General features: G+C 71.6%; 13 protein-coding genes. 4 read left to right on the top strand and 9 right to left on the bottom strand.

Going from position 1 to position 15,743, the window contains the following annotated elements:
• Window positions 1-26: 26 nt before the first annotated feature.
• Window positions 27-1,469, bottom strand: coding sequence for a glyceraldehyde-3-phosphate dehydrogenase (locus tag AC2W7E_RS14895; RefSeq protein WP_315107646.1), 1,443 nt, complete (start codon window positions 1,467-1,469; stop codon window positions 27-29).
• 164 nt (window positions 1,470-1,633) lie between these two features.
• Between AC2W7E_RS14895 and AC2W7E_RS14890 the strand changes: the two genes are divergently transcribed.
• Window positions 1,634-2,977 carry an amidohydrolase gene (locus AC2W7E_RS14890; RefSeq protein WP_485989405.1) on the top strand — a complete coding sequence of 448 codons (1,344 nt, stop codon included), beginning with the start codon at window positions 1,634-1,636 and terminating at the stop codon, window positions 2,975-2,977.
• An 87-nt stretch (window positions 2,978-3,064) separates the two neighbouring features.
• Here the strand turns inward: AC2W7E_RS14890 and AC2W7E_RS14885 are convergent, their stop codons facing one another.
• The 8 genes from AC2W7E_RS14885 to AC2W7E_RS14850 all read right to left on the bottom strand — a co-directional run bounded on the left by AC2W7E_RS14885 (window position 3,065) and on the right by AC2W7E_RS14850 (window position 12,732).
• Window positions 3,065-4,054, bottom strand: a complete 990-nt coding sequence (locus AC2W7E_RS14885) for a methyltransferase family protein (protein WP_338565650.1) — start codon at window positions 4,052-4,054, stop codon at window positions 3,065-3,067.
• Window positions 4,055-4,128: 74 nt separating this feature from the next.
• A complete protein-coding gene (locus tag AC2W7E_RS14880) occupies window positions 4,129-4,803 on the bottom strand; it encodes an alpha/beta fold hydrolase (protein ID WP_029989394.1) in 675 nt (224 codons plus the stop codon).
• Between the two features lie 34 nt (window positions 4,804-4,837).
• Entirely contained in the window at window positions 4,838-5,425 is a 588-nt protein-coding gene (locus AC2W7E_RS14875) for a TetR/AcrR family transcriptional regulator (RefSeq protein ID WP_025103887.1), read from the bottom strand.
• A 47-nt stretch (window positions 5,426-5,472) separates the two neighbouring features.
• Complete coding sequence (locus AC2W7E_RS14870) at window positions 5,473-6,321, bottom strand: ATP-binding cassette domain-containing protein (RefSeq protein WP_029989391.1); 849 nt, start codon at window positions 6,319-6,321, stop codon at window positions 5,473-5,475.
• Window positions 6,318-8,114 (bottom strand): dipeptide/oligopeptide/nickel ABC transporter permease/ATP-binding protein, encoded by a 1,797-nt coding sequence (locus AC2W7E_RS14865; RefSeq protein WP_485989404.1) that lies wholly within the window; start codon window positions 8,112-8,114, stop codon window positions 6,318-6,320. Before AC2W7E_RS14865 ends, AC2W7E_RS14870 begins: the two co-directional genes overlap by 4 nt.
• Entirely contained in the window at window positions 8,111-9,052 is a 942-nt protein-coding gene (locus AC2W7E_RS14860; RefSeq protein ID WP_025103884.1) for an ABC transporter permease, read from the bottom strand. The genes AC2W7E_RS14865 and AC2W7E_RS14860 overlap by 4 nt, the downstream gene beginning before the upstream one ends.
• 73 nt (window positions 9,053-9,125) lie before the next feature.
• On the bottom strand, window positions 9,126-10,655 hold the full coding sequence (locus AC2W7E_RS14855) for an ABC transporter substrate-binding protein (RefSeq protein WP_315107658.1): 1,530 nt from the start codon (window positions 10,653-10,655) through the stop codon (window positions 9,126-9,128).
• Between the two features lie 1,114 nt (window positions 10,656-11,769).
• Complete coding sequence (locus AC2W7E_RS14850; protein ID WP_485989403.1) at window positions 11,770-12,732, bottom strand: aldo/keto reductase; 963 nt, start codon at window positions 12,730-12,732, stop codon at window positions 11,770-11,772.
• A gap of 100 nt (window positions 12,733-12,832) precedes the next feature.
• On the opposite strand from AC2W7E_RS14850, the gene AC2W7E_RS14845 reads away from it, so the two are divergent.
• The 3 genes from AC2W7E_RS14845 to AC2W7E_RS14835 all read left to right on the top strand — a co-directional run bounded on the left by AC2W7E_RS14845 (window position 12,833) and on the right by AC2W7E_RS14835 (window position 15,728).
• A complete protein-coding gene (locus tag AC2W7E_RS14845; protein ID WP_485989402.1) occupies window positions 12,833-13,567 on the top strand; it encodes an SDR family NAD(P)-dependent oxidoreductase in 735 nt (244 codons plus the stop codon).
• A gap of 92 nt (window positions 13,568-13,659) precedes the next feature.
• Window positions 13,660-14,760: a zinc-binding dehydrogenase gene (locus tag AC2W7E_RS14840; RefSeq protein ID WP_485989401.1), complete on the top strand. Its 1,101-nt coding sequence runs from the start codon at window positions 13,660-13,662 to the stop codon at window positions 14,758-14,760.
• Between the two features lie 8 nt (window positions 14,761-14,768).
• Entirely contained in the window at window positions 14,769-15,728 is a 960-nt protein-coding gene (locus AC2W7E_RS14835; RefSeq protein ID WP_485989400.1) for an aldo/keto reductase, read from the top strand.
• Window positions 15,729-15,743: the final 15 nt, after the last annotated feature.

Here is a 15,743-nt window from a genome sequence, read left to right as displayed (position 1 = left end):
TCGAGCGGAAGGGGGTGGGTCGACGGTCAGAGGGTGACTTCGCGGCGGGCGGGGAGGACGACGGGGTGCGACCCCGCCATGGTCTCCAGCACCCGGATCACCTGGCAGGAGTAGCCGAACTCGTTGTCGTACCAGACGTAGAGGATGAGGGTGTCCTCGTCGGCGATCGTGGCCAGGCCGTCGACGATGCCCGCGCGGTGCGAGCCGACGAAGTCCGTGGAGACCACCTCGGGGCTCTCCACGTAGTCGATCTGCTGCCGGAGCTTCGAGTGCAGCGACACCCGGCGCAGGTAGTCGTTGACCTGGTCCTTGGTGGCGGGGCGCTCCAGCGTGAGGTGCAGCACCGCGAGCGAGACGTCCGGCGTGGGGACGCGGATCGCGCTGCCCGTGAGCTTGCCCTCCAACTGCGGGAGGGCCTTGGCCACGGCCTTCGCAGCCCCGGTCTCGGTGATGACCATGTTCAGCACGGCGGAGCGGCCGCGGCGGTCGCCCTTGTGGAAGTTGTCGATGAGGTTCTGGTCGTTCGTGAACGAGTGCACGGTCTCGACGTGGCCCTTCACGACGCCGTAGGCCTCGTCGATCGCGGCGAGCACCGGGGTGATGGCGTTGGTCGTGCACGACGCCGCCGAGACGATGCGGTCCTCGTCGGTGATCGTGTCGTCGTTGATGCCCTGCACGATGTTCTTCAGCGGGCCCTTGCCGGGGGCGGTCAGCAGCACGCGGGCGACGCCCTTCGCGCGGAGGTGCTGGGAGAGCCCCGCCTCGTCACGCCAGCGGCCGGTGTTGTCGACGACGATCGCGTCGTCGATGCCGTAGGCGGTGTAGTCGACGGCGGCCGGGTCGTCGGAGTAGATGACCTGGATGCGCGTGCCGTTGGCGATGATCTGCTCGGCGTCCTCGTCCACCGTGACCGAGCCCGCGAAGCGGCCGTGCACCGAGTCGCGCAGCAGCAGCGACGCGCGCTTGACGAGGTCGTTCTCGGAGCCGCGGCGCACGACGATGGCGCGGAGCCGGAGTCCGCTCCCGCCGCCGGTGTGAGCGATGAGGATGCGGGCCAGCAGGCGGCCGATGCGCCCGAAGCCGTAGAGAACGACGTCGGTCGGCGATGCCGGGACCGCGCCGACGGCCGGGGCCAGGGTCTCGGCGAGATACTCCTCGAGCGGGCGGCCGCTCTCCGCGTACCCTTCCACGAGGCGGGCCACGTCGATCGACGAGGCGCCGGGGGCCAGGGCGTGGATGCCCTCGAGCACGGCCAGGCTGTCCTCGACCTCGAGACGCTCGTGCCCGAGCTGGGCCACGCGCTCGTGCACCTCGACGAGGCCGGTCGCCGAGAGGCCGAGCAGGCGGTGGCCGTGCAACGAGGTGACCACGTCGCGCTCGCGCTTGAGAGCCCCGATGAGCGGGATCATCCGCTCCGCCAGCTCTTCGCTCGCCGTCCATTCGTCGCGGTGTGCCGCGGAATCGTTCATCTGCGTCCTTGCATGTGTGAGCGCGCGCCGAGGTCGCCGGCGCGCACGAGGTTGCCGGGGTGTTCGGGGGATGACTCCAGGGTACAAGCCGCGGAACCGCGTGCCGAATCGGCCGGGGCGGGACCTCCCTGGCACGAGAGTTTTACGTCTACACTGGTGGAATAATGAGCAGCGCACTCCTCGGCGACGACGCCGACCTCCTCGTCCGCGGCGGCCGCATCCACACCGTCGACGCCACCGATTCCGTCGCCACCGCGATCGCCGTCCGGGACGGGGTGATCGTCGCCACCGACGCCGCTGCCGAAGCCCTCCCGGCCCGCGAAGTGGTGCAGCTCGACGGTCGCACCGCGATCCCCGGCCTCAACGACGCCCACCTCCACGCCGCCTGGCTGGGCGCGCGCTGGCCGCACCTGTTCTTCTCCGACACCCCGCCCGAGGAGCAGCCCACCGGCCGCCTCGTGGCCACGGCCGATGAGCGACGTGCGGCCCTGCGCCGGGCCTGGGCACTGCTCGCGGAGCTCGGCGTCACGAGCTACACGGAGCCGGGCATCGGCCCCGGAGAGGACCACGGTGAGACCGGCTGCTTCGGCACCGACATGCTCGACGCGTACGTGGAGCTGCACCAAGAGGCCGCGCAGACCTCGCGCGTGACACTGCTCCGCCTGTTCGGGACGATCGACGGCGAGAGCTCCCTGGACGACTTCGCCGCCGGACTCCCGGTGCCGCCCCCGTCGACCGATTCCCGCTGGCTCGCGATCCCCGGCGTGAAGATCTTCGCCGACGGCATCCCGCCGATGGCCACCGCCTGGACGTCGGACCCCTACCCCGATGGGACGACCGGACACCTCCTCACGCGCGGCGATGCGGATCCACTCAGCGCCTTCCAGCAGATGATCGCCCTGGCTGCGAGTCGCGGCCTCCAGATCGCGGTGCACGCCACCGGTGACCGCTCGATCGAGGAGTTCCTCACCGCACTGGAACGGCACGGCCGGACACCCTCGCCGCCGGCGCCCCACCACATCGTGCACGGGGACCTTGCCACGCCTGCGCAGATCCGTCGCGCGGAACGCCTCGGCGTCGGCTTCGCCGTGCAGCCCCTCATCGCCGCGCACACGCACTCCTGGGCGGCGGTGCAGCTCGGCGAGGCCCGCGTCGCCGCCGCGTGGCCGCTGGCCGAGATGCTCTCCTCCGGGGCGCTGACCACCGTGACCAGCGACGCCCCGATCGCCACGCCGGACTGGCGCCCGAGCCTCGATGCGTCCCTCGCCCTCCTCGCCGCCGACGGCCGCGCGGACGACGCCGCGACGCGGCGCCGGCTGCTGCGCACCATGACGGCCGACGCCGCGATCCAGGACGGCGCCGCGAGCTGGAAGGGCACCCTCGAGCCCGGCAAGGTCGCCGACATCACGGTGCTCGACGAGGATCCGTGCAGCCCGGGGCGCCCGTTCGCCGCCCTCCAGGTCGAGCGCACGATCGTCGACGGCCGCACGGTGTTCGCGCGCGGCTGACCACCCGCCCCACGAAAACGGCGGGCGGCATGTTCACGCATGCCGCCCGCCTCTGATCCCCCTCGGACCAGTCTCGAACCGCGGTCGTCAGACCGCGGTGGCCAGGAGCACGCGCGGGCTCCCCGGCAGGGCGACGGTGTCGCGCACCGCCCATCCGGCGTCCGTCAGCCAGCCGCGGACCTGCGACTCGGGGTACACGACGGTGCCGTCGATCACGAGGTACTCCCCCGCGTGCAGGGCGTCCAGCGCGCGCTGCTCGTCATCGTCGTCGAGGAAGAAGTCGAGCACGGTGAGCGTCGCCCCGTCGACCGCCGAAGCACGGAGCCGCCGGAAGATCTGCGCGTTCTCCTCCGCGGAGAAGCGGTGGATCACGTGGTTGGCGAACACCGCGTCGTAGGCGCCCTCGGGGGCCGCGGTCGCCGTGTCCCCCACCTCGACGGCAGCCCGGTCGGCGACACCCGCGGCCGCGACCGCCTCGGCCACGCCGTCCTCGAATCCCGGGGCGTACACGAACGTCGTGTGCAGCTCGGGGTTGCGCGCCATGACGGCGAGGGCGAACTCGGCGGACAGGCCACCGAAGTCGAGGGCCTTCGTCGCGCCGGCGAGGTCGACGAGCCGGCCGAACTCCTGCGCGTGCAGGCGGTTGTACGTCATGACGCCGGCCATGAACGTGCCCCACCGGGCGTCGTCCATCTGCAGGTCGCCGGGCTCGGTCGTGTCGACCGTGTGCGCGAACTGCAGCCAGTGCGGGTAGCTGATCTCGTCGAGGAACGTCAGGAACGGAGCGAGGTCGATGACCGCGTCGTCCCCCGTGAGGTAGGCGGACGCGTCGGGAGCCAGGGCGTAGCGCCCCTCCGTCCGGACGAGGAGACCCTTCGCGGCGAGGGCGTCGGCGAGCAGCCGGGCGATCCGCTCGCTCACCCCGCAGCGCTCGGCGATCGCCGCGGCCGTGTCGGCGCCGGCGGCGACGGCGGCGAACAGGCCGATGCGGCTGGCCTGGAAGAGCTGCTTCGCGGCCATGTAGCCGGTGGCGATGTCGAGGATGCGGGCGGCATCGGGAGTGGGGGTGTCGGTCATGGCGGATGCCTTTCGGTATGTCTACGAACGTGGGAAATAAAGGGCAGGAAGAGGCCGGGCGGCGGTCGCGGAGGTCAGTCCGCGAGGAACCCGCGCACGGCGTCGCGGAACGCGGCGGTGTGCAACGCCACGAGGTGATCGCCGGGGACGCGCCGCACCCGGACGTCCGGCAGCCGCGCGGCGAGCTCGTCGATGCCCGCGGCCATCGGATCGTCCTCGCCGCCCAGGAGCAGCACCGGCACCGCCGGCGCTCCGGCTTCGGGCGCGAACGGCTCGGTCGCGAGCCCCTCGATGAGGTCGAGCAGATCGTCCGGGCGGTTGCCGGGCAGGCTCACCATGTGCACGATCATCCCGGTCAGCGGGTCGACGGGAGCCGGTCCGCCGGCGAGCGCGGCCCGCGCGGCGGAGAGGTCGACGAGCGCGAAGGGCTCCCCCGCGCTGAGGCCGCCGAGCACGAGGCGCCGCACCGTGACACCCGGGTGCCGCGCGAGGTCCCACGCGAGCCGGGCACCGAGCGAGTAGCCGACGAGGTCGACCTCGTCCGGGCCGATCGCGTCGGCGAGCGCGTCGAGCACCGCGGAGGTCGGCACGACGCCGAGCCCGGGGGCGTCGCCGTGCGCCGGCAGGTCGAGGACCCGGCGCGGCCGGTCGCCGAGCACCGCCGTCCACTCGCTGTCCGGCCAGTCCTGCGTGCCGCGCGAGGCGAGGCCGTGCAGGAACACCACGGGTCGTTCGGGGGGAAGGGTCATGACGGGCCGTCCTCTCGGGACCGGCCCCTCGCCCTCAGCGCAGCCGCGCGAGGAACCGGTCGATGTAGTTCTCGTAGTCGGCGATGCGGTCGCCGTCCGGGTACATGAGGTTGATGACCGTCGCCCCGACCGCCGCGGAGATGTACTCGTCCGCCAGCGGGCCGTAGTCCTGATCGCGGATCGACCCCTCGTCGCGGGCCGCCTCCATGCGCGCGATGAGCGAGGCTCGCCAGGAGCCCAGGTGTCCGCGGTAGAGCTCGGCCAGCGACTCGTTCGCCATCGCGTACTCCCAGAGCGCCAGGAGCACCCGGCCCGCGGCGATCTGCTCCGGGTCGCGCGGCACGGTGGCCTGCAGGAAGCCCCGCAGCGCGTCGTCCGCCGCCACCGGCTCCTGCCCCGCGGCCTCCACGCCCTCGGACATCTGCTGCAGGATCGTCTCGAACGTCGCCGCGACGATGCTCTCCTTCCCGGGGAAGTAGTGCTTCAGCGCACCGTTCGCGAAGCCCGCCTCCGCGGCGATGCTGCGCATGGTCGCCGCCTCGAACCCACCCTTCAGGATGATGCTCTTGGCCACCTCGACGATGTCCCGTCGCCGCTGGTCGTGGTCGATGATCTTCGGCATGGCGTCCTTCCGGCCGAGTCCGGGGTGTGGCGTGTTCCGGCCTGGAGCTACCGTACCGCCGCATCGGGCACCTCCCGCAGAGCGAGCCATTGCGCCCGGCGTTCCCGCTGAGCCACCGGGTCCGCGACGGGCGAGGCCAGCCGCAGGCGCTCGGCGTACGGGTGACGCGGCGCGCGCGTGACCTGCTCCCCGTCTCCGATCTCGACGATCTCGCCCCGGTACATCACGGCGACCCGGTGACAGACCCGCCGGACGACGCCGAGGTCGTGCGAGACGAACAGGTAGGCCACGCCGGTGTCGCGCTGCAGCTCGATGAAGAGGTCGAGGATGGTGGCCTGCGTGGTGAGATCGAGCGCACTGACCGGCTCGTCGCACACGATCAGCCGCGGACCGCGCACGAGGGCGCGGGCGATCGCGATGCGCTGCCGCTGCCCGCCGGAGAACTCGCTCGGGTACCGGTCCATGCTCGCGGAGGGCAGCCGCACGCGGTCGAGCATGTCGCGCACGCGCTTCTCGGCGGCCTTCGCCCCGATCCCCGTCGTCAGCAGCGGCTCGGCGAGGATATCGCCGATGGTCAGTGCCGGGTTGAGGGAGCCGTACGGGTCCTGGAACACGACCTGCACGTCGTCGGCGAGCGCCCGTCGGGCCCGGCCGCCGAGCCGGCCGATGTCCCGGCCGTCGAAGCGGATGCGGCCCGCCGTCACCGGGGCCAGGCCGAGGATGGCCTTGCCGAGCGTCGACTTCCCGGATCCGGACTCGCCGACCAGGCCCAGGCACTCACCGGGGGCGATGTCGAGGGAGACGCCGTGCAGCGCGCGGAAGGCATGCCGACCCCGGCCGTACTCGACCACGAGGTCGTCCACCTGCAGCAGGGGGTTCACCGGAGCGGTGTTCACGCGGGGACCTCCGTCCGCCGTCCGTCGAGCGCGGCGCGACCGTCGGCTTCATCGAGCGACGCGGCGATGAGCTCGCGCGTGTACTCCTGGGTGGGCGCGGCGAAGAGGTCGTCCACAGGCCCCGTCTCCACGATGTCGCCGCCGCGCATGACGATCACGCGGTCGCAGATGTCGGCGACGACGCCGAAGTTGTGCGTCACGATGAGCAGCGCCATGCCGTACTCGGCCTGCAGCTCCCGCAGCAGTTCGAGGACCTCGGCCTGCACGGTGACGTCGAGGGCGGTGGTGGGCTCGTCCGCCACGAGAAGCGACGGCCGACCGGCGATCGCGCCGGCGATGAGCACGCGCTGGGCCATGCCGCCGGACACCTGATGCGGATAGCTGCGCATCACGCGATCGGGGTCGGACAGCCCGACCCGCAGGAGCACCTCCCGCGCGCGCTGCCGGGCGGCGGCCTTCGCGAGCCCGTGCGTGCGGCGCAGCGGCTCGATGAGCTGATGCCCGATCGTGTACGAGGGGTCGAGATTGCTCATCGGCTCCTGCGGCACGTAGCCGATCGTTCGTCCGAGCAGGGCCTGGCGCTCCTTCGGCGTCGCGTGGGTGACCTCCGCTCCACCGACCCAGATCGCGTCGGCGGTCGCCCGGCCGGTCGCGGGGAGCAGGTCGAGCACCGAGAACACGGTCTGCGACTTGCCCGACCCGGACTCGCCGACGATCCCGACGACCTCCCCTGGCGCGACGTCGAGCGTCACGCCGTGCACGACCTCGGTCTCCCCCGTCGGCGTCGCGTGGACGACGTGCAGGTTCTCGACGCGGAGGGCCGATGCCGGAGCCTCGTGGCGGACACTGCCCGTGGCGGGAGCCGCGGCGACCTCGTCCGCGGTCTCGAGCACTCCGCGCCGCCGCCGTCGGGCCGCGCGCGGCGTGCGCACCTGCACGAGCTCGGCGAGCGTGGAGCCCATGATCGCGAGGACGGCGATCGTGAGACCGAGCGCAGCGGAGGGCCACAGCAGCATGAGCGGGTAGGTGAGCATGAGCCGGAAGCCCTCGAGCATCATCGCGCCCCAGCTCGGCACGTTCGAGTCGCCGATGCCGAGGAACTGGAGCCCCGCCTGCATGCCCATGGCGATACCCGCCGTGAGCGCGGTCTGGATGATGACCGGCGGATAGACGGCCGTGATGACGTGGCGGAAGATGATGCGCGCGTCCGACAGGCCCGACACACGGGCGGCGTCGATGTACGCCTCGCCGCGGACGGCGAGCGTCTGCGACCGCGCGATGCGGAAGTACCCCGGGACCATGAAGACGCCGACGGTGACCATCAGCAGCTCGAAGTTGTTGCGGCTGCCGGCGGCGACCACGAGGAGGATGATCATCCCGGGGATCGATTGGAGGGCGTCGCTGATCCAGGTCGCGACCCGGTCGAAGACACCGCCGAAGTACCCGGCTGCGACACCCGACGGAACCCCGATGACGAGCGCCGTGACGATCGTGATGAGCGCACCCCACAGCGTCGTCCTCGTCCCGTAGATGAGGCGGCTGAGGATGTCGCGGCCGGTGGAGTCGCCGCCGAGGAGGTGCTCCGGGGAGGGCGGGTCCTTCGCGGCTGCGAGGTCGACGAGGTTCGGGTCCATCGGCGCCAGCAGTGGCGCGAACACCCCGACGAGCACGATGAGTACGAAGATGGCGAGCGGGATGGAGCCGCCGGGGTGGCGGAGGAAGCGTCGGAACAGGCTCGACCGGCGCTTCTGGGCGGCCCGGTCGAAGGCGACGCGGATGTCTGTCGTGGTCATGCGACGCGCACCTTCGGGTTGATCCAGCCGAGCACGAGGTCGAGCAGGAGGTTGATGAGGACGACGAAGACGATGGAGACCACCGTGATCCCGAGCAGCATGGGGATGTCGCCGTTCTGCGACGACTGGTTCGTGAGCTGCCCCAGACCGGGGAGGCTGAAGATCTGCTCCACCACGATGGCACCGGAGAGCAGGCCCACGAACATCAGGGCGATCACCGTGAGCGCGGCGGGCGAGGCGTTGCGGAGGATGTGCAGGTTCACCCGGGCGGCGGACAGGCCCCGGCTGCGGAGGGTGCGCACCCAGTCCTGGCGGCTCTGGGCGATCACGGCGTTCCGCAGCTGCTCGGACACGGCGACGATGCCGCCCAGGGCGAGGGAGATCGCCGGCAGCGTGATCGAGCGCAGCCACCCTTCGACGGACTGGGTCGGCGGGACGTAGCCGACGGCGGGGAACCACTGGAGCTGCACGGCCAGCCACATCACCAGGACCAGGCTCACCCAGAATCCGGGGAGCGCGAAGAGGACGACGGAGATCCCCTTGATGATCCGGTCGAACCAGGTGCCGGGGCGGAGTCCGGTGATCATGCCGAAGGCGACGCCGATGACCGCGGTGATGAGGGTCGCGAGGGTCACGACGGAGAGCGTGACGGGGACCTTGACCGCGAGCTGCGCACCGACCGGCTGGAAGTTGCGCCACGAGACGCCGAAGTCGAGCAGCACGGCGTGGGAGAACCAGTCCCAGAACTGCACGATCAGGGGGCGGTCGAGACCGATCTTCGCTGCCAGCGCCTCCTGCTGCGCGGGACTCGCCGTGGTCCCGAGGAGCGACGCGGTCGGATCGCTGATCGCGAGGTGGGCGAGGAAGAACGTGCCGATCGAGACCGCGACGAGCAGGAGGATGCCGGACAGCACCCGCTTCGCCGTGAAGAGGAGCATGGGGGCCTCTCGAGGGTGAGGAGGAGGGGAAGGGGTGCCGGGGCGGCCGCGTGGCGACCGCCCCGGCGGGCGTTCAGCCCTGCGTGATGTACCGCAGCGTCGGGAACATCATCCCCACGACGGGCTGCAGCTGGATGCCGGGCGCCGTGTAGTAGATGTTGTTCGCCTGGTACCAGACCGACCACCAGGCCTGGTCGACGAGGGCCTCGTTGAGCTCCTTGATGGCGGCGGTCTGCGCGTCGCCGCGCTCCGTCTGCACCTTCTCGACGAGCGGGGCGATGACCTCGTTCTTCGCGTAGTCGGGCTCCGGGTTGAACCACTGCACGCTCGTCAGCTGCCGGGAGACGGTGGCCACGTCGTTGCCGTCCATCGCGAGGAAGGAGATGAACATCGGGTAGTTCGGTGCGTTGAGCTGGTAGTCCGGCATCTGCATGTTGTCCCAGGTGACGGTGATGCCGAGCTCGTTGAGGGCCTGCTCGGCCGACGGCTTCCACATCTCGAAGATCGGGGACATCGGCATCGAGATGTCGAAGCCGTCCGGGTAGCCGGCGTCGGCCAGAAGCTCCTTCGCCTTGTCCATGTTGAACGCGTAGGCGTCGTTGAGCTCGGGATCGTTGATGTCGCCGCCGTCCGGGAACACCTGGTTGGTGGCCACGCCCGCACCGCTGCCGACCGCCGCGAGGACGGCCGCACCGTCGAACGCGTAGTTCAGCGCCTGGCGCACCTCGAGCTTGCCGAGGGGCTCGCTCTTCGCGCCGGTGTGGTCGGTGATGACGAGGCCCGCCCACCCGGAGACCCGCTGGGCGGTGTTCCAGCCCTGCTGCTCGGCCTGGTCGAGGTTGGCCACGTCGCCGTACTGCACGTTGATCTGGCCGCTGAGCATCGCGTTGTGACGGGCGGTCGCGTCGGTGATCGGGTAGATCGCGAGCTCGGCGAACGGGTACGTCTTCGCGTCCCAGTGGTCCTCGGTCTTGGTGAAGTGGTACTCGGCGCCCGCGACGCTGGTGTCGCTGTCGAGCACATAGGGGCCGGAGCCGACCGGGTCGCTGCCGAGCGTGCCCGCCTCGATGGAGGCCGGGGGCATGACGTAGCTGCGGCCGAGGCCCATCAGGTAGAGGATCGTGTCGTCGCGCTGCGTGAGGGCGATGCGGACGGTGTCGTCGTCGACCTTCTCGAAGCCCTTCGCGTTGACGTAGGCCTCACCGGACCGGGCGCCGGCCTTGAGGTACTCGAGGCTCGCGACGACGGCGTCGGCGTCGACCGGGGTGCCGTCGCTGAACACGGCGTCGGTGCGGATGTCGAGGTCGATGCTGAGGTCGTCGTCGGCCACGGTCCACTTCGTCGCGAGCGACGGGATCGGGGTGCCGTCGGCGTCGAGGGCGATCAGGGCGTCGTACACCGCGGACAGGTAGGGGCCGTCGAAGCCGATGTCGGCGAGGGACGGATCCCACGACGTGACATCGAGGAAGTTGCCGATGTTGAGGGCGTCGGGGCCTTCGGCGCCACCGCCGTCGGACGGCGAGGGCGTTCCGCCGCCGCTGCAGCCGGCGAGCGCGAGGGTCGCGGCGACGGCGGCGGCGACCGCGAGGGGCATTCGTTTCATGGTTCCTTCTCTCGGGTGCAGGGGGTGGTGAAGAAGGTTCGAAGAGCCGCTGACCGGAGACCGGGACCGACGCCACTTCGATGTGTCGTGCTGGTTAGTCTACATGCGTGGAAAAAGAGCGCAAGCGTGTTTCCGCCCCCGGCCGCACGGACCGATGCCTCAGCGCGCACGCACCTTGCTCCCCCGCGCACACCCCCGTCCCCGCGGGTGCCCGTGCCCGTGCCGGCGCCGGTGCCGGTGCCGGTGCCGGTGCCGCACCCGCCCCCTCCCCGAGGGGCCCGTTCTTGATCCCGCCACTGCGCGCACCCCTCCGGCCAGATCAGAAACGCCCCTCCGCGGCGCGTTCAAGGCACTCTTTTCACCCCGCACCGGAGCAAGTGACGGCGAGAACCGTCTCCACCGCCGCTTCCGAGAGAGACCACACCCACCCTCCCGGGATCAAGAACGCACCTCCCATCGCGGTCCGAGGAGCACTTCTGATCCGGCGCGGCGGCGAGGAGCACTTCTGATCCAGCACGGAGGCGAGGAGCGTTTCTGATCCGGGGTGCCGGAGAGCGGTTCGGTCGTGCGAGGACAGCAGACTCGGCGACGGACCCACAGCCGCCACCAGAAGCGGGATCAGAATCGACCACACATCCTCCCCACGCGGCACGTTCTCGAATCGGCGCGCGGAGCGTCGCGCCGTGCGGGATCACAAACGTGCCAGCGGGCCGCCGACGAGGCGCGGAATGGATCCCGCAGCGGGGTGGGGGTGGAGGCGGAGCAAGACGGGATCACAAACGTGCCCGCAGAGCGCGCGCGAGGGGCGGAACTGATCCCGCGGGCGAAGCGGTCCTCAGGGGCACAGGGCGGGGCACCAGGGTCGCCTCCCGGCGCACCCTCTCTTCTCGAGGCACGTTTTCCCGCCGGGACGCAGTAGGTGACACCGTGCGGGATCAGAAGCGTGCCCGTGGGGCGCCCGAGAGGTGCGGAAGTGATCCCGCACGCGGAGTGGGACGCGAGGGCGAGCGAGTGCGGGATCAGGAACGTGCCTGCGGGGCGCGCGGGAGGCGCGGAAGTGATCCCGGACACCGGCGGCCGGGGGCGGGGGCGAGGCGGGGGGAGGTACGAAAGGTCACCAGGTGCCGTCGGGGCGGACGGCGTGGTCGACGCGGCAGTCGGCGAGGGCGGCGCGGACCTCGGCTCCGTGGTCGCGGGCGAGGGCGAGGGCGGCGTGGTTCTCCTCGAGCTGCGCGACGCGGGAGGCACCGAAGAGCACGGTGGCCGTCGCGGGGTTCGCCAGACAGAAGGCGATGCCGAGGGCGGCCGGGGTCACGCCGAACTCCCCCGCGACCCGCGCGACCTCGGGGTACACGGCGAGGATCCGCTCGCGGATACCTCCGACATCGGCACCGATCTTGCGCTGAGGCATCCGTCCCGTGGCGAGGATTCCACCCTCGAACACGTCCGAGGCCTGCAGCGCGAGGGTTCCGTCGGCGAACAGCGGGCCGTACGCGTCACCCTCCGCCATGGCCCGTCGGGCGATGCCGTACTTGAGCTGCGCGAACGAGGGGCCGATCAGCCGCTGCGCGTCCGCCTCGGCGAGCGCCGCCCTGGTGTCCGCGATCCGCCAGTTATTGATCCCCCACGAGTCGACCAGGCCGTCCGCGAGGAGGGCGTTCACGTCGGCGACGAGTCGCGGCATGTCCGGGGCGTCGAGGTAGTCCCCCACCACGAGGGTGTCGAAGCGGTCGAGGCCGGCCCGTTCGAGCGACTCCTCGATCTGCCCACGGAAGCCCTGGTTCGGCCAGTCCCAGAGCCAGAGCTTGCCGCACAGCACGACGTCGGCACGGTCCACCCCGCTCGCGCGAAAGGCCTCCCCGAAGAGGATGTCGGTCCGGGAGTTCTCGGCGTGCGGCCCCATGTTGTAGTACGCGATGTCGAAGAATCCGGCGTCGAGCTCGACCGCCCGGTGGATGAGCTGCACGGCGTCGTCGAACTCCATGCGATCCCAGGTGTTCCACGATCCGAGGGCGAGCGGCGGCACCGTCGCGCCTCCCGGAGACAGCGGCTTGCGGGGGTATGTCGCATCGGGCATGAGGGCTCCTCCGCCGTCTCGGGGCACGGGGTTGTGTTTTTCTATGTTTGTAGAATATAACGGACTCATCCCGTCAGAACACCCGTCAGTGAGGACGACCATGACCGCTTCCCCGCGCCGTATCCTCGTCACCGGAGGAGCCTCCGGGCTCGGCCGCGGCATCGCCGCCGCCTTCCGCGCCGCCGGGGACGATGTCTTCCTCGGCGACGTGAATCTCGATGCCGCCGCAGCCGTCGCCGCCGAGATCGGCGCCACCGCCCTCCCCCTCGACATCGGCGACGAAGCGTCGGTGCAGGCGGCGGCCGGACGGATCCGCGAGGCCGGCGGACTCGACGTCCTCGTCAACAACGCCGGCGTCGTCGCCGGCGGCGGAACACTCCAGGAGGTCGCGGTCGATGCGGTCGATGCGGCCCTGCGCGTCAACGTCCGCGGCACGTTCCTCATGCTGCAGGTCTTCGGCGGGCTGCTCGCCGCGGCCGGTCACGGGGCCATCGTCAACATCTCCTCGATCGGCGCCCGGCAGCCCACTCCCGGCCTCGGGCACTACGAGGCCACGAAGGCCGCGGTCGACGCGCTCACCCGGACGGCGGCCATCGAGCTCGCCGGCTCCGGGGTGCGGGTCAACGCCGTCGCCCCCGGCCCCGTGCTCACGCCCCTGACCGCCGGATTCGCCTCGGACCCCGATGCCCGCGCCGCGTGGGAGTCGCGCATCCCGCTCGGCACCATCGCCGAGGTCGACCAGGTCACCCCGCTCGTGCTGTTCCTCGCGAGCGAGGCCGCCAGCCACATCACCGGGGTCTCGGTCCCCGTCGACGGCGGCCAGCTCCTCGTCTGATCCCGCCCCCTCCGTGGGGATCGATTCCGCCCCTTCCGAGCACCGCGGAGGACCGTCTTCGATCCCGCCACCCGCCCCGCGACTGGAGAACCATGACCCTCCCCACCACCACCCGCGCCGCGGTGCTCACCGCGCACGGCGAGCCGCTCACGCTGCAGGACCTCCCGCTGCCCGCCGAGATCGAACCCGGCGCCGCCCTCGTCCGCATCGCCTGCACCACGCTGTGCGGCACGGACATCGAGATCTGGGAGGGGAAGATGTCGTTCCCCGGCATGCTGCCCATGGTCCTCGGTCACGAGATGGTCGGCGAGATCGTGGCCACCGGACCCGACACCCGCGACGCGCTCGGCCGCCCGCTCTCCCCTGGCGACCGGATCGGCTGGTCGGAGTCCACCTGCGGCGAGTGCCACGGGTGCGTCGTGCTGCGGGAACCGGTCGCCTGCTCCCGCCGCGGCTACGGCTTCCTCCAGCGCGCCGACGTGCCGCCGTTCGCGACGGCCGGGCTCTCCGAGTACGCGTACGTGACCCCGGGTGCCGCCAAGCTCCTGCTCCCGGCGGCGGTGAAGGACACCTGGGCCTCCATGGCCGGCTGCGCCGCGAAGACCGTCCTCCGCGCGTTCGAGCGGGCCGGTCGCATCCGCCCCGGCTCCGGCGTGGTGGTGCAGGGCTCCGGCGCCCTCGGCATCTTCGCCACGGCAGTCGCGAAGATCGCGGGTGCCGGGCAGGTCATCACCGTCGGCGCTCCCGCGGCCCGTCTGGAGCTCGCCGCCCGCTTCGGCGCCGACGCCGTCGTGGACTTCCGCGACGGGCCCGTCGTCGACCAGGTCCTGGCGCTGACCGGAGACCAGGGGGCGGACCACGTGTTCGACTTCGCGGGCGCCCCGAGCGTCGGACCGGACGCCGTCGGCATGGCCGCCCAGCGCGGCACCGTCGCGATCGTCGGCTCCACCGGTCCCGCGGGAGACGGCTTCGCCCTGAGCACGATCATGGGCAAGGAGCTCACGGTGGTCGGCTCGCTCAACGGCGACATCTCCGACTACGCCCGCGCGATCGACTTCTTCACGGCCTTCGCCGACCGCTTCCCGTGGGACGACCTGTTCAGCGCCCCGGTCGGACTCGCCGACGCCTCCGCGAAGATCGCCCACATGCACCACCTCGATGAGGTCAAGGCCGTCATCGACCCGAGCCTCTGAGGAGCATCATGACCACTCCCCTCCCCCTTCGCGAGATCGGCCGCAGCGGCCTGCATGCCTCCCTGTTCTCCTTGGGCTCGTGGCACACCTACGACCGCATGGACTTCGCCGACGCGGTCGCGCTCCTGCGCGAGGCCACCGACCGTGGCGTGAACCTCTTCGATGTGGGCGTGTACTCCGCACCCGGCGCCCCGCCCGTCTTCACCGACGTGATCTTCTCGGCGATGGTGCGCGCGGCGGGGCTGCGCCGAGAGGAGTGGCTGCTGTCGTCGAAGCTCTGGCTGGAGGCCTTCGGCGCCGACGGCTTCCGCCCGCAGCTCGAGAACGCCCTGATGCGGGTGGGCACCGAGCACGCCGACCTCGTGATCCTCGGCGACCTGCGCCGCGACGACCTCGAGCTGCGCGACCTCGTGCTCGACCTCGCCGCCCTCACCGACGCCGGCCTCATCCGCGCGTGGGGCGTGAACAACTGGTCGGCGGGGAGCATCCAGACCCTGATCGACCTCGCCGCCGCGGAAGGCGTGCCCGGTCCGCAGATCGCGCAGCTCAAGTACAGCGTCTCGCGCCGGTCGATCCCGGACGGCGAGCCGTTCGCGCGCCTCTGGGAGCAGGGCCTCACGCTGCAGGCCTCGGACTGCCTGGAGGGCGGGATCCTCGCCGGGACGGTGAACGGCGACAGGCAGATCGGGCGCGACCCCGGCGACATCCGCGAGCGGATCATCGCCGACGTCCCTGCGTTCACCGCGGTCGCGGAGGACCTCGGCGTGACCCCGGCCCAGCTCGGCATCGCCTTCACCCTCACCCACCCCGCCCTGACGACCACCCTGTTCGGCGCGTCCCGCCTCGCGCAGCTGCGGGCGAACCTCGATGCGGTCGCCCTCGTCGACCGCATCGGCGCCGCCGAGCTGCGCCGTCTCGTCGAGCCCTTCTGGGCCGACCGCGGGGTCGTCGACCCCGAAGGCCCCTGACGCCGTCCCACCCGA

Source organism: Microbacterium sp. CFSPD4_SD4 (assembly GCF_057364585.1).
This window is presented reverse-complemented; position numbering and strand designations above follow the sequence as displayed.